The 13,491-nt window shown below is 53.8% G+C and carries 11 protein-coding genes; 6 read left to right on the top strand and 5 right to left on the bottom strand.

What is annotated here, in order from left to right:
- Positions 1–15: 15 nt before the first annotated feature.
- Positions 16–2,187 carry a TonB-dependent receptor gene (locus I6N98_RS04740; protein ID WP_198570650.1) on the bottom strand — a complete coding sequence of 724 codons (2,172 nt, stop codon included), beginning with the start codon at positions 2,185–2,187 and terminating at the stop codon, positions 16–18.
- Positions 2,188–2,885: 698 nt separating this feature from the next.
- Here I6N98_RS04740 and I6N98_RS04735 point away from each other — a divergent pair.
- Positions 2,886–3,182 (top strand): energy transducer TonB, encoded by a 297-nt coding sequence (locus tag I6N98_RS04735; RefSeq protein WP_198570649.1) that lies wholly within the window; start codon positions 2,886–2,888, stop codon positions 3,180–3,182.
- Between the two features lie 115 nt (positions 3,183–3,297).
- On the opposite strand, the gene I6N98_RS04730 is transcribed toward I6N98_RS04735, so the two are convergent.
- A protein-coding gene (locus I6N98_RS04730; protein ID WP_232787462.1) for an IS5 family transposase occupies positions 3,298–4,073 on the bottom strand; the annotation gives its coding sequence in 2 pieces (ribosomal slippage) (positions 3,298–3,758 and positions 3,758–4,073; 777 coding nt in all).
- A 67-nt stretch (positions 4,074–4,140) separates the two neighbouring features.
- Here I6N98_RS04730 and I6N98_RS04725 point away from each other — a divergent pair.
- Together I6N98_RS04725 and I6N98_RS04720 are read left to right on the top strand one after the other, a co-directional pair.
- Positions 4,141–5,700, top strand: a complete 1,560-nt coding sequence (locus I6N98_RS04725; RefSeq protein ID WP_198570648.1) for a transposase — start codon at positions 4,141–4,143, stop codon at positions 5,698–5,700.
- Between the two features lie 179 nt (positions 5,701–5,879).
- Complete coding sequence (locus tag I6N98_RS04720; RefSeq protein WP_198570647.1) at positions 5,880–6,254, top strand: hypothetical protein; 375 nt, start codon at positions 5,880–5,882, stop codon at positions 6,252–6,254.
- Positions 6,255–6,490: 236 nt separating this feature from the next.
- Here the strand turns inward: I6N98_RS04720 and I6N98_RS04715 are convergent, their stop codons facing one another.
- Positions 6,491–7,870: a class II fumarate hydratase gene (locus tag I6N98_RS04715; RefSeq protein ID WP_198570646.1), complete on the bottom strand. Its 1,380-nt coding sequence runs from the start codon at positions 7,868–7,870 to the stop codon at positions 6,491–6,493.
- Positions 7,871–7,966: 96 nt separating this feature from the next.
- On the opposite strand from I6N98_RS04715, the gene I6N98_RS04710 reads away from it, so the two are divergent.
- The gene (locus I6N98_RS04710) at positions 7,967–8,941 is read left to right on the top strand and encodes an AraC family transcriptional regulator ligand-binding domain-containing protein (protein WP_198570645.1); all 975 of its coding nucleotides are present in this window, start codon (positions 7,967–7,969) and stop codon (positions 8,939–8,941) included.
- On the opposite strand, the gene I6N98_RS04705 is transcribed toward I6N98_RS04710, so the two are convergent.
- Positions 8,938–11,031: a TonB-dependent siderophore receptor gene (locus I6N98_RS04705; RefSeq protein WP_232787461.1), complete on the bottom strand. Its 2,094-nt coding sequence runs from the start codon at positions 11,029–11,031 to the stop codon at positions 8,938–8,940. The genes I6N98_RS04710 and I6N98_RS04705 overlap by 4 nt on opposite strands.
- Positions 11,032–11,266: 235 nt before the next feature.
- On the opposite strand from I6N98_RS04705, the gene hmuQ reads away from it, so the two are divergent.
- Positions 11,267–11,560 (top strand): heme-degrading protein HmuQ, encoded by a 294-nt coding sequence (hmuQ, locus tag I6N98_RS04700; RefSeq protein WP_232787460.1) that lies wholly within the window; start codon positions 11,267–11,269, stop codon positions 11,558–11,560.
- Positions 11,561–11,593: 33 nt separating this feature from the next.
- A complete protein-coding gene (locus I6N98_RS04695) occupies positions 11,594–12,007 on the top strand; it encodes a DUF6491 family protein (RefSeq protein WP_198570643.1) in 414 nt (137 codons plus the stop codon).
- 280 nt (positions 12,008–12,287) lie between these two features.
- Here I6N98_RS04695 and I6N98_RS04690 read toward each other — a convergent pair whose 3' ends face one another.
- Positions 12,288–13,478, bottom strand: a complete 1,191-nt coding sequence (locus I6N98_RS04690) for a DUF6607 family protein (protein WP_198570642.1) — start codon at positions 13,476–13,478, stop codon at positions 12,288–12,290.
- Positions 13,479–13,491 lie beyond the last annotated feature (13 nt).

Genomic DNA, 13,491 nt, shown 5'->3' with positions numbered 1-13,491 from the left:
AAGCACAGGATCATATCAATAGCGCAGCTCCAACTGCACCCCAAGCTCCCGGGGACGACCGTAGGCGGCGTAACCCCGAGGGCTCGCGGCTCCGATATAGCCTTCACGGAACTGATAGGTCTCGGTGATATAGTCCTCATCGGTGAGGTTCTTGCCAAACAGGTAGGCGCTGAGATGATCGCCCTCCCAGCCCAGCCTGGCATCCACAAGCGTACGCCCTTCGGAGTACTCATCCTCGATATTGCTGGGGCGAGTAAAGCTGTGCTCCCGGTGGGAGACATTGGCCGAGGCCATCCAGCCGCCCAGGCGCAGCACCGCTCCCAGGCTGCCGGTAAAATCCGGGGCAAAAATAAACTCGTTACCGCTGTAGTCCTCACCTTCGGCGGTGTAGTTGAGGAACTCGGTCTGCACCCAGCCAAAGGAGCCATTGAGGGTCAAGGCTTCGACGGGCTGCCAGGTAAGGGACAAATCCGCGCCGTACAATTCCGAGTTGGCCGCGTTCTCGGTATTGAAGAACAGGCCCCGCAACACCGGCACCTGTTGGTCTTCCCATTCGATGTAAAACAGGTTGGCCGCCAGCTGCAGCCCGCGCTCAGGCAGGTCGCCCCGCAGACCGATCTCGTAGTTGTAGGTGTACTCAGGATCGAAGGGAAACACCTCGCCGCTGGAGGAGTCCACATCCACCCCGCCGGCCCGATAGGCCTCGGCATAGCTGATAAAAGTCGACCACTGATCGTTAAAGTCGTAGCGCAGCGCCGCCTTGGGCAGCAGCGCCGAGTACTCGGTCTCGCCGCCCTGCAGGCCGCTGGTGGCCGGTGCCGCACCGCTGGCAATCAGCAAGGGTAAAATATCGATACCCTGCTGTTGGGAAAAGGCCAGCTCGAGCAGATCGTACAGGGGTTCGCCGAGCAGCGGCAGGCTTTGCAGGCCACCGGGGGCATTAAAGAAGGCCTCCCCGCGCAGGGAGTCAAAGCGATTGCGGGCATCCAGGCGCTCGCGGTCATAGCGCAGCCCCAGGGTTGCAGTCAGGTTCAGCGGCAGTGCGATATCCACCTCGCCAAACAGGGCGATATTGCGGGCGTCGGTAAACTCCTCGCTGACAAAATCGATTTCCGCATAGAGAAAATCCGCCTGGGGCGGCACTCCCAGCAGGTAACTGGAAGGCACGGTAATCCCGTCGGACAGTGTGTAGTTCTCGGTTTTAAAACGGCCGGTATACAGCCCCACCACCCCGGTATAGGGACCGATATCAGTAAAGTTAAGGCGCAGCTCCTGGGTTAAATTGCGGCCGTCATTGAGAATAACGTTATAGCCGCCGTCGTCCTCCAGGCCATCGTAATCCCTCAGGTAATCCTGGTGCGTGGACATATAGGCGGTGATGCTGGTGACAGTCAGCTGGGGATTAATCTCATAGCGGTTGCGCCAGGAGACCAGCTCGGTTTCCACCAAGCTGCGGGTGCGCTCATTGACTGTGGAAGTACGCCGCTGGTCCGGATCGGAGCCTGCCACGCCGCGCTCGATATTGTAGCCGGGCTGGCCATCGCGGCGATCCTTGGACACCGTCAGCAAGCTGTCAAAGCCGTCGAGAAAGGTCGGCTCGTAAGCCAGCTTCAGTTTTGCCATCTGCTCTTCGGTACGGTCGAAGTTGGGATTCCCCCCTGGCATGTGGGTGATAAAACCGTCATCGCGATCAGCAATGCCAATAAGCCGAAACGCCACCGACTCAGACAGCGGCCCGCCACCGGCAAAGGCAAAATTACCGGCATCGTGTTCGGTGACGATCATCCGCACATGGCCCTCCCACTCCCGACCAGGCTCCCGGGTGGAAACCACCACCGCCCCAGCCAGGGAGTTACGCCCCTGTGAGGTGGACTGAGCGCCCCGCAGCACCTCGACCTGGGCAACATCGAACAACTCTGCGCTGGCGCCACTCTGGGAAGTGGTATCCAGCGTCACGCCATCTACCTGCACGCTGATTAGCGGTGAGCCAGTACCGCCACCGGCCCCCTCCTGGGAGATACCGCGAATGGAGATACCGCCCTCCGCATTAGAGGTGGTATTGCCTGCACGACGCAGCATGTCAGCCAGGTCTCTATCCCCCTGGGCGGCAATACCTTCTCCGTCAAAAACGCTGATAGCGGTAGTGGTTTCCATCAGGCTGCGCTGAATCTTTTCACCCGTTACCACAACTTCTTCTAATTTGGCATTTGAATCGGCGGGCGGGCCTGGCTGTGCAAGGCCGGGCTGGCTACATAGTGCGATAAAGCAACAGCAGCAAATCGTGTGCTTGTTAATCATGATGGGTTCCGGATTGTGTGCGATTGGGACGCGGGCGACGGCTATTTTGAGATATGTTGCTGCAGCAACATCGATATTGCTAATGATAATGGTTTTTATATGCTTTTAAAAGCTGCTAGTTCACCCATAAGGATGAGAGGCGGGTTATCTGAGAGATCGGCGAATGGTTGGATTATTCGCTTTGCCGGCTTTGCGACAAGATTGGACTAGGTAGTCTTATCTGAGTGAAAGTCCGCTGCTGGTCATTAGCGGACAGTCAGTGTAGCCAAAATTCCCGTTTTTGTCTTTTTGACTCGGTTTGTGGTTCTGATGGCACGGATTGCAGGTACAAAGCTCAACGAACCAAAAGAATATCAATAGGTTAGAGAGAGGTCGCGCTTAGATAGGGGGACTCGATGTACTGGAAACCGAGCCGTCTCGCTTTTTCTGGGAGCGCTTAGAGAGTATATTTTAAAATCAATAAGTTAGGGGGTGAGAAATGACCTCTGAAATGGGAAACCGAGCTGGCTCGGTATTAAAATGTTATGTTTTCTACTAACTCAGCGCTCGGCGCACGTCTGCTAGCCATTCTTTTGGTTTGCACACCAATGGCAAGCCTTGGTACCACGATAAAGGTCGCTCCAAATTATCCTGAAGATGCGCTTCGGGAGTGCATTGAGGGATGGGTTCTGGTGGGGTTTTCAGTCCTCAAGAGTGGTAAGACAACCGAAGTTAGAGTTCTGAGCAGTGAACCAAAAGGCGTATTTGATAAAGCCGCTATAGAAACAGTAGAGAAGCTGTACTATGGAGGGGAAAACACCCCAGAAAAACGAGTTGATGGTGTTCAGTTCAAGTTTACTTGGGCTATAGACAAAGGGTCATCAGGCTTTGAGCACTGTGCGTAAACATAACAAGCGGCGGCAGTCGTGGCCTGCGGCCACTGGGACGGCGTGCTGCGCACACCGCCCTTGCGCCGGGCGTTCAAGCTGTAGCAAAACTCTTAAAACGTAGCGTTTTTTGCTAGGGCCTGTTCACACTAATTAGCGTATCAACGATCAATGCGAAATGAATAAAGAACTTGAAAACGACATCGAGCTTATCGAATCGAGAGAAAATCCGTCGAAAGCCTTTCAGGCGACGGAACAACCTCTCGACCTCGTTACGCTTTCTGTACACTTCTCTGTCGTATTCCCAAATACTCAAGCGATTGCATTTCGGAGGGACAACCGGTGTCATACCGAGATCAAAGACCAGTTGGCGAGTTTCATCGCCTTCATAGGCTTTGTCCATGATGACCTGTGTGCCTTCCCAGCCGCAGTTTTCAAGGCTTTTCAGCAGTTTTCGGCCTTCTGGTGCATCACCGGCCTGACCCGGCGACAACGAAAACGCTACAGCGCGGTTGTAGCCGGCTGCAACCATATGAATTTTGGTAGTCCATCCTGCTCGCGACTTGCCGATAGATTGAGGACCGTTTTTTTTAATGCGCCGGTGCCATCTGGGTGGACTTTGACAGCGGTGGAATCGAGGGAAACATGGTCAACCTGAATATTGATGATGTCGTTGTCTTGAAGAGCAAGAAACACATCATCCAGGACACCCTGTTTTGCCCAGCGATTAGCGCGCATGTAAATGCTGTGCCAACGGCCAAATTTCTTTGGCAAACCTCGCCATTTGCAGCCATGCTCTGCGACATAAAGCACCGCATTAAGCACTTGCAGGTTAGCTATTTTTACGTTGCCACGCGGAATCGGCAGCAAATTTTCGATAATTTTGAATTGTTGCGCTGTAATTTCCATCCGGCAATTATACAGAAATTAGTGTGAACAGGCCCTAGGATAAGGGCTTAGTCCAAGGAGTGACAGCATGCCCCAGTTCAAGCCTTATGACTACAACCAGGACGCTATGGTTGTGATCAATTTCGAAGAGCAAATACAGCCCGGCACCTTCGAGTTCACGCTTCATCACCTGATTGACCAGCATATCGACCTCTCTGTCTTCTACGAGAAGTTTAATAACGACGAAGGCGGGCGAAAGGCCTACGATCCTGCCATCCTGCTTAAAATTATCCTGTTTGCGTATTCCAAAGGCATTACCTCGAGCCGGGAAATTCAGTGGCAGTGCGAGCACAATATTATTTTCAAAGCACTATCCTGTGACTCGGTGCCCCACTTCACACGCATCGCACAGTTCGTCAGCGCCTACCCGGATGCCATCGAGTCGGTATTTGAACAGGTGTTATTGGTCTGCGATCAGCAGGGCTTGCTGGGCCACGAACTACTGGCCATAGATGGGTGCAAAATGCCCTCCGATGCTGCCAAAACACACTCGGGTACCCATAACGAACTCGCTCAGAAATCGGCCAAGCTGCGCAAGCAGATACAGCATTACATCAAAGAGCACCAGCGATTGGATGCCCGTAAGCCCAATGAAAAAGCCCGTAAGCAGCGGGCTGAGCAGGCCGCCGTCACCTTGTACAAACAGTACAAAAGGATCAATGACTTCCTAAAGACGACAGCCCCACGGATGGGGCAGGGTAAAAAGCCAAAGGAAGTTAAAAGCAACATTACCGACAATGAGTCAGCCAAAATGCTGACCAGCAAAGGGACAATCCAGGGCTACAACGGCATTGCCACCGTCGATAAGAAGCATCAGATCGTCGTCGACGCCCAGGCCTTTGGCGAGGGTGCGGAGCACCATACTCTCAAACCCGTGCTGAATTGCGTCGATAAGCGCTTCAAACGCCTCGGTATAAATGCCTCAGTGTTTAACGGTAATGTGGTGGTGACGGCGGATACTGGGTTTTCTAACGAAGCCAATAACGCGTTTCTCAAAGCCCACAAGGTCAATGCCTATATCCCTGACAACCAGTTCCGGCAACGCGACCCCAAGTTCAAAGACCAGAAAACAAAGTACGGCAAACGGCACCAAGATACTGCAAAGGGTCAGAAAGCGGTGATCCCCGCCAGCGAGTTCCACTTCGATCCGAAGAAAAAGACCTGTGTCTGCCCGGCTGGAAAGTCGATGTGGTTGCATCACGAGGGCAGCCACGAACCTGGTCGGATTAAATACAGCTTTGAGGGACGGCTAACCGATTGCCGTCGCTGCCCTATAAAGCACGACTGTATGCGCAATCCGTCCTCCGCCGACACCCGCGAGGGGCATGGCCGACAAGTGTCGTTTACCCTTGCCGCGCAGCGAAATGCCACCGACTGGATGAAGCGGCGCGTTGATAGCCCCCATGGCAAACTGATTTATAGCCATCGGATGTCCGTTGTGGAGCCAGTATTTGGTAATATCGGCACGAACAAACGGCTCAACCGCTTCACACTACGAGGCAAAAACAAGGTTCAGGGGCAATGGCGGTTATATTGTTTAGTCCACAATATCGAGAAAATCGCCCACTATGGGCAGGCGCTGCATTGACCGGCGGTGACAGCCATCAGCTGTCTGCTATGGGCGCCGCTTCGGACAATGGGTGATTATGGAAAATGTGGGTGGGTAGAAACGACACAGGGAAATCGACAGAAAATGACAGGACGTGAGGCCGAAAACTCTATGGTTGTCGAATTAGAAAATCTACAGTCTCGTTACAAATGATCGCAATGAAGTTATTCAAATCAACGATCTTTGTCGTAATTACGTTGATAATGCTGGGGGCTTCTTATTTGACCCTTGTCAACTATCAATGCAAACAGTATTTACAGGGTGTCTCCGATTCGGAACTGCAATTTAAAGATGGTATTACTTTTTTGAAAAGTACCGGAAATCCCTATACAGGAAGGGCATACTCTACAGTTTGCGGTGGTGAATGTGGTTTCATGTCATGTGCATTGCTTCACTGGAGAGCTGAATACCAAGACGGTAAATTGCATGGAAAATTCGATGCTCCAATATCAGGGGTGGGTGACAAGCATTGGTTTAGTCCTGGCGATAAAACCGAAACGCATATTTATAAAAATGGCATAAGAGTAAATTAAACATAACAAAGGTAGGCAAAATCGCCCGCAAAAGGCGCGGGCTGGACTCGCTAACGCTCGCCTTTGCTACCAGCGCTGAGCCTGCAGAATTTCTCCGCTCTGACTGTCCGCTTTTTGCCAATCTGAGACAGTCATGCCAATCGTATCAACCATCTTTTGCACAAATAGAGGGGCGCTCCGTCTTAGCGTCCTTGCTCACTTCCAACCCTGAAATACAAATAGCCAATTAAACGTGGCTACACACCGCCCTGGGTCAGCTTGACCGGATCCAGCAATGACTCCAGCTCTGAGCGCGGCAGGTCAGTATGTTCCTCGGCCACATCAATAATCGGACGGCGCTCTTTGTAGGCCATCTTGGCAATTTCCGCCGCCTTGGCGTAACCGATCACCGGGTTCAGCGCCGTCACCAGAATCGGGTTGGAGGCCAGGGACTCCTGCAGTTTGTCCTCGTTGACCTCAAACGAGGCAATCGCCTTGTCGGCCAGCAAGGTGGCGCTGTTGTTTAATAGATTGAGGCTGTCCAGCAGGTTGGCGGCAATCACTGGCAACATCACATTGAGTTCAAAGTTGCCAGACTGGCCCGCGACGGTAATGGCGACATCGTTACCGATGACCTGCGCTCCCACCATCGCCACCGACTCGGGGATCACTGGGTTGACCTTGCCGGGCATAATCGACGAGCCGGGCTGCAGTGCCTCCAGGGTAATTTCTCCCAGGCCCGCCAGTGGCCCGGAGTTCATCCAGCGCAGATCGTTGGCGATTTTAATTAGCGAGACGGCTGTGGTTTTTAACTGACCGGACAGTGCCACCGCATTGTCCTGGCCGCCTATTAGAGAGAAGAAATTATCGGCCCGGGCAAAACTCACGCCGGTGAGCTCCTCCAGTTTTAGCGCAAAGGTCACCGCAAAGTCCTCGTGGGTGTTGATCCCGGTCCCCACCGCAGTACCGCCCTGAGGCAGTTTGCACAGCCGCTGCTGACACTCCTTGAGGCGCTGAATATCCTGCCGCAACTGATCACACCAGCCGAGCAAGACTTGCTCCAAAGTGACCGGCATAGCATCCATTAAATGGGTACGCCCGGTTTTGCAGAACTTGTCCAGGGTCAGCGCCTTACCTTCAATCACATCACTTAAGTGATAGAGGGCCGGCAACAATCGGTTTTCCAATTCCAGCGCGGCGCTGACATGGATCGCAGTGGGGATAACGTCGTTACTGCTTTGACCAAAATTAACGTGGTCGTTGGCGCCGACGGTATCGCCGAGATCCCGGGTTGCCAGCGTGGCAATGACCTCATTGGCATTCATATTGGAACTGGTGCCGGAGCCGGTCTGAAACACATCCACCGGGAAATGACTCATCAGTGCGTCATCGTCCAACAGGGCCTGGCAGGCACCGTCGATGGCCTTGGCAAGGGGTGCATCCAGGCAATTGAGCTGAGCATTGGCCCGCGCCGCAGCCTGTTTGATCAGCAGTAAGGCCCGCACAAAAGACTCGGGCATAGATCGGCCGCTAACCGGGAAATTCTGCACCGCACGCTGAGTTTGCGCACCGTACAGGGCGCTGGCCGGTACCTCCAGTTCACCCAGGCTATCTCGCTCGACTCGTGTCTTTGACATGGTTTAGCTCCTTCGCGATCAACTGAATAACTATCACAACGGCGTGAAATTTGCTTATATCAATCGTGTTGATGACGACGAAAAGACCGGCGCGCTATGAAACGCTTTCTGTCCGATGAAAAAGATATCGCCAACGCCTTCCTGCGCGCATGCGACGCCTTGGGTATTGACCACAAAAATGCCCTTAAGGAACTGGGGCTGTCCAGAGTTTTACTCAACTACCCGGAGTGCTTTGTTCCCAGTCATATGTTCAACCTTGTCATCGAGGAGCTTGCACGCACCTATCACTGCCATGACTTCGCACTGCATATCGCCCAAAACCTTACGGTGCCACATCTGGGCCTGACAGCCAAAATTGCGTCATTCAGCCTGGATCTTCGCAGCGCCCTCAATCACGCTGATAACTACTCGCTGTATTATCAGGATAGCGGATGTTGGCAACATCACATTGCAGACGGACAAGTCTGCCTGTACAAACCCACAACACCCTACAGTAGTCATTACTATCCCCAGCGTAATTTGCTGGGTAGTGCGCAGATGTTTATGTTGCTAGGTCAACTTACCGACGGACTGTGGCAGCCAAGTTCGATCAGTCTTAGCTTCCCGGACCCGGGCTATCGCTTTACCGACACCTTCAGCGACTTTTTCCAATGTGAGCTGTCCTTCCAGCAGAACCGGGACGCCATTTACTTTTCCGAAGACTATCTCGATTACAACCTCAGCACTGCAGATCTGAACATGCAGCAAAACCTGGAAACCCAAATTAAGGGCCTCCAGCAATCGATATTTGAAGACCGGGACCTAGTCGATTGCGCTCGTATGATCATCGACCAACGCCTACGCTTCTCCAGCTGCAGTGAAACAGAACTGGCCTATTTTATGGGCGTCTCCACAGTAGAGTTAACCGACAATTTGAACGCAGTCGCAACGAGTTTCAAACCACTTTTACAGCAACAGCAGCTTGAGCGAGCCCGATACTATACGAAACGTTTTAACTGCCCTGGCGACTTGGTGGCCAGGGCGATCATGCCTGAGGAGCCAGAAAAACTCTCTGCGTTATTAACGGCTTAGTATTGCCAGGTTACACTGGCCTGCATATGTCTCGGCGCCGCGTAGAAAGCCTGATCCCAATACAGGCTGTTAAAGAATTTTTCATCGGTGATATTTTTCACATTTACGCCGACAGATACCTTCTCTGTTACCGCATACTTCAGTGCCAAATCCGCCACAGTATAGGCGTCCTGCTCCACCCCATTACCAGCGGTTTCGGTGCTGTCCTGCCACTTTACAACACCACTCACTTTTAAAGCAGGCATAGCGGGCACACGGTAAGAGGCAGACAGCTTAACTAACTGCTCAGGCACAAAGGGCCTAACGTCATTGCCCTGGTCATCCTCGATATTGACCTTGGTATAGCCGGCACTGAGGTTGAAACCCTCTATCACTTCACCGGCAAACTCCAGCTCATAGCCGTCGGCCTCAAACTGACGGGCGGCGTAGAAAGCCGTACCGGTATCTGGGTCTCGGCCTGTGAATTCGCCGAGATTATCGTGCTCAGACTGAAATACCGCCAAAGTGAGGGTAGCGCGATCATGATTAAAGGATTTCTTAACACCGATTTCGGTATTTTCGCCGGTGTTTGCCCCGAGCGGCAGAAACTGGTCACTAACAAATGTCTGCTGTTTAAAGACTTCGCTATAGCTACTGTAGGCCATCCAAGTTTCAGCAAACTGGTAGGTTACACCGTAGTAGGGAACTGTTTCCTCGGCATCAGTATCCGAGGGACCACCGTAGCTCTGCCCTTCCTGAGTTAGCTCCGCCCGGCGCACCCCCAGCAGTACTGACAGTGCGTCAGTTAGATTCAGTCGCGAAGATAGGTACAGCGCTTTGTGGGTCTGTTTGATATCCGTGGTTTCAGTGGCGGGGTCATGATCGTCAAAAACCGGCTCGGGATAGTTACCCTTGGCCCAGTCTGGTCCCAACTCGGTGGGGTAGCCATTTTCGTTGTCGTAGTAGGATGCCGCATCGGTTTGAATATCGGCGTAATTCAACCCCACCACCAGCTGGTGATCACGGCCGGCAAAGGTAAAATCGCCAGACACATAAAGGTCATAAATATTCTGTTCTTCTTCGCTATTGTAATCACTACCTTGGGCGCCGAGCCCAGACTCATCGGCAGCGCTATTGGGGGCACCATAGACATAGAACAGCCGGGATTCGTACTTGTAGTCATTGCGCGTATAAATAGCATTCAAGGTCCAACGCTCACTCAAGTACTGCTTTAGCTCAATAAAGGTCTGATTGCTCTCACTGTTGGCAAAGGTCCAGTCTGGAGCGGTGTTGGTGGAAACATCGTAGTCGGTTTGCGAGCCATCACTGTAAAGCAGCGGCAAGGCGCCCCACAGTACAGCGTCAGAATCTGAACTGTCGTAACTGTGGCCTACCGTCAGTAAGGTGCTGTCGCTGAGGTCGGTCTCAACAATCCCGTAGAGCACGTCCCGCTGGTCTTCATGGCGGTCCAGGTAAGAATCAGAGTTATCCCGCGCTATAACTAAACGCGCTCTTACACGCTCGTTAAACGCCCCAGACACATCACCGTCGACCCGCACACCATTCCATTCATTGACTGACACGCCGCCGCTGGCCTGGAGCTCTTTGGTGGGACGCTTGCGTACAAAGTTAACGGTGGCGGATGGGTTGGCCAAGCCGGTAACTAGGCCAGCAGCGCCCTTGACCACATCGACTCGCTCAAAGATCGCGGTGTCTTGCTGGCCGTGGTTATTACCTACGGTAAAGGGCACGCCGACACCGTCGTACTGAAAATTAACAATATCGAAGCCTCGGGCTGTGTAGTAGGTGCGATCGGTCTCGACCTCCTCGACGGTCACCCCGGGGGTGTAATCCAGCACATCATTGATGCTATTGAGGGCAAATTCATCAAGCTGAACCCGGGATACGGCAGTCACCGTCTGCGGAGTTTCAAAGATGGTCAGATCCAACTTGGTAGCGGTATCGGTTTCGCCCTGCTCGCCGTAAACATAGACGTTTTCCAGGGTTTTCTGCTTGTTGTCTTCAGCGAAGACCGTCTGATTGGCAAATACAATCGCCGCCGCCATGGGCAGCATGTTAAGGGCGCGTAACGGGGGGAATGATGATTTCATATTCTGCCTTCCTGTAAATATGTCTGTGTACAGCAGCGAGACATTTGCTCCTGAAAGGCAGCACTGTATTTTTACTTAAACTTATTGTCAATCATTATCATTTGCATATTTATTAGCAAACAATGGGATGGAAAGCGCCCCAAGCTTGGAGGTAGCATCTCTCTGAGGCTTAATAACCGCAGCCGCGACCTTTGCGCCTGCAAGAATTACGAAGGAGTACCCTATGTATATCGCCATGAACCGATTCCGTATCACCCTCGGCGAGGAGGCCAACTTTGAAGAAGTGTGGCGCACCCGCGACACCCACCTGGCGGGCGTGCCGGGTTTCAAGGAATTCCAGCTACTGAGGGGGCCGGAGCGCGAGGACCATACGCTATATGCTTCTCACAGCGTGTGGGAATCCCGGGAAGCCTTCGAAGCCTGGACGAAGTCAGAAGCCTTTCGCGCCGCCCACCGCAACGCCGGCGACAACAAGGGCATGTACCTGGGGCATCCGGAGTTCGAGGGCTTTGAAGTCGCGGTCTCCTGACCGCGCAATAGCAAACGACGAGGCACTGATACCATGAATAAGATTCGCCGATTTTTAAGGGCTGCGGTGTGTGCTGCACCGCTTTTTGTTGGCGCTACCTTGGCCCACGCAGAAACCGAGGCCACCGGCACAGAGGCGTCCAGTCAGCGCTGTGTTGCCATCAACCGTATTGATCAACTCAAGGTGGTGGACCGGGAGAATGTGCTGTTTTACATGCGCGGCAAGGAGGTTTACCTTAACCAACTCCCCCACCCCTGCCCTGGGCTGTCTCGGCATAAAACGCTGATGTATCGCACCTCCCTCAATCAACTGTGCGACGTGGACGTAATTACCGTGCTGGAAGATATCGGCGGTGGATTTATGCCTGGGGCATCGTGTGGGCTGGGAGCGTTTACCCCCATCAGTGCCGAAGAGGCCGAGACGCTGCTGGACGAAGCCCGGAAGTAGCGCCATGACGGTGTTGGGTTTACATTGGATATCGCGGCGTTACACCCAACCCACATACCGTATGGCGGACACCGTTTTTGTGTCCGCCATGCCCAACCACCGCGCCAATCCCCGGTGGACATATAAATCGATGTCCACCCTACGCGGGATCCGATGACCCAACCACCCCGTAGGGCGGACACCGCTTTTGTGTCCGCCATGCCCAACCACCGCGCCAATCCCCGGTGGACATATACATCGATGTCCACCCTACGGGACGGATGGATTTACACAACACCGCTTACCGAACAAAAGGCGCCAAGGCATCCGCAACCGCCGCCTTAGGATCATCAACCTCCCCATCACGATACCGCTCGGCGAGCTCAAACATGACCGCAAACATCGGTGTCCCCTTGTGACGGCGACGTACTTCTATCGCCGCGTCCTTTTCTTCCTGCGCCTGCCAATAGGCCCTGACCGCTTTCCAAAACGGCCCTGTCTCCCGCCAATAGGCGTCCCCGGCCTGCCAATCAAAATCCTTAATACGCTGGTAGCGGTTATTACCCAGCTCCTTGGCCACATAGCTTGGCGTCCTGTCCAGCCGCCTTTTGCGATTCTCTTCCTCCTGCACCCAGCCTGTGGGCAGAATAATATGCCGATTAAGCCCCTCCAACAGATCGTAGTCATCCCGCACGCTGGACTCCCGGCGCGGTAGCGGACGCCAGGTCTGGCCGCTCTCCCAAACCGAAAAACTGTCGGTGTGCTCCCAACTGCCCACCGAAGCGTAACGGGGCGAGTCATCCACGTGGTAGACGTGCTGCGACCAACGGCCTTTGCGCTGCGCCTTGTCCAGCTTGCGGGTTTGCCATTTACCCTTGCCGCGATACTCGAGAATCTCGGCATCCTGGTACTGCCAGTCCTGACGCCAGTGCTTCATCACCATCGGCCCAACCAGTTCACCGTCTTGGTGAAAGAACATCACCATAATGTGTTGCAGGCTAATAAAGTCGCCGCTGTCTTCCACCACGTAGATATATTCTGTGCCCCAGCTCTGGTAGGGGCGCGCCGGCTCAAAATCTGGGGCATAGCCCACCGTCTCCAAAAACTCAAAGCTGGCCCGGTAGCCACCCGCCATAGCGAGAATGGCCCGGCGGTCCCGTTCAAAGTCACTCAGTTCAGGCTCTTGCAGCGCTTTCCAGGCTAGCGAGGGTTCAGTATCCAGGGTGACTGGCGCGCCGGTAGAGGTACCGCCGCGGGGTTCACCGGCGCAGTGATCGGACAGGTTCCAACTGAAGACATAGCGCCTGGCAGCACAGTTGTCTGGCGCGGGGCTCGCCGCTACGCCTTTATCGGCCTTGGCGTTATCACTAGAGCGGTCAGCATCCGCAGCGGCATAGACCATGCCGGTAAACACAAGCAATCCGCTTAGCACCAAGCCTTTCACCGCCAATGAGTTCTTGAGAAAACCCCAAGCATCGAAACACACCGTCATCGCGACTCCTCGT

Source organism: Spongiibacter nanhainus, from assembly GCF_016132545.1.
Taxonomy (GTDB): Bacteria; Pseudomonadota; Gammaproteobacteria; order Pseudomonadales; family Spongiibacteraceae; genus Spongiibacter; species Spongiibacter nanhainus.
The sequence above is the reverse complement of the archived record's forward strand: the minus strand, read 5'-3'. Positions and strand labels throughout refer to the sequence as shown.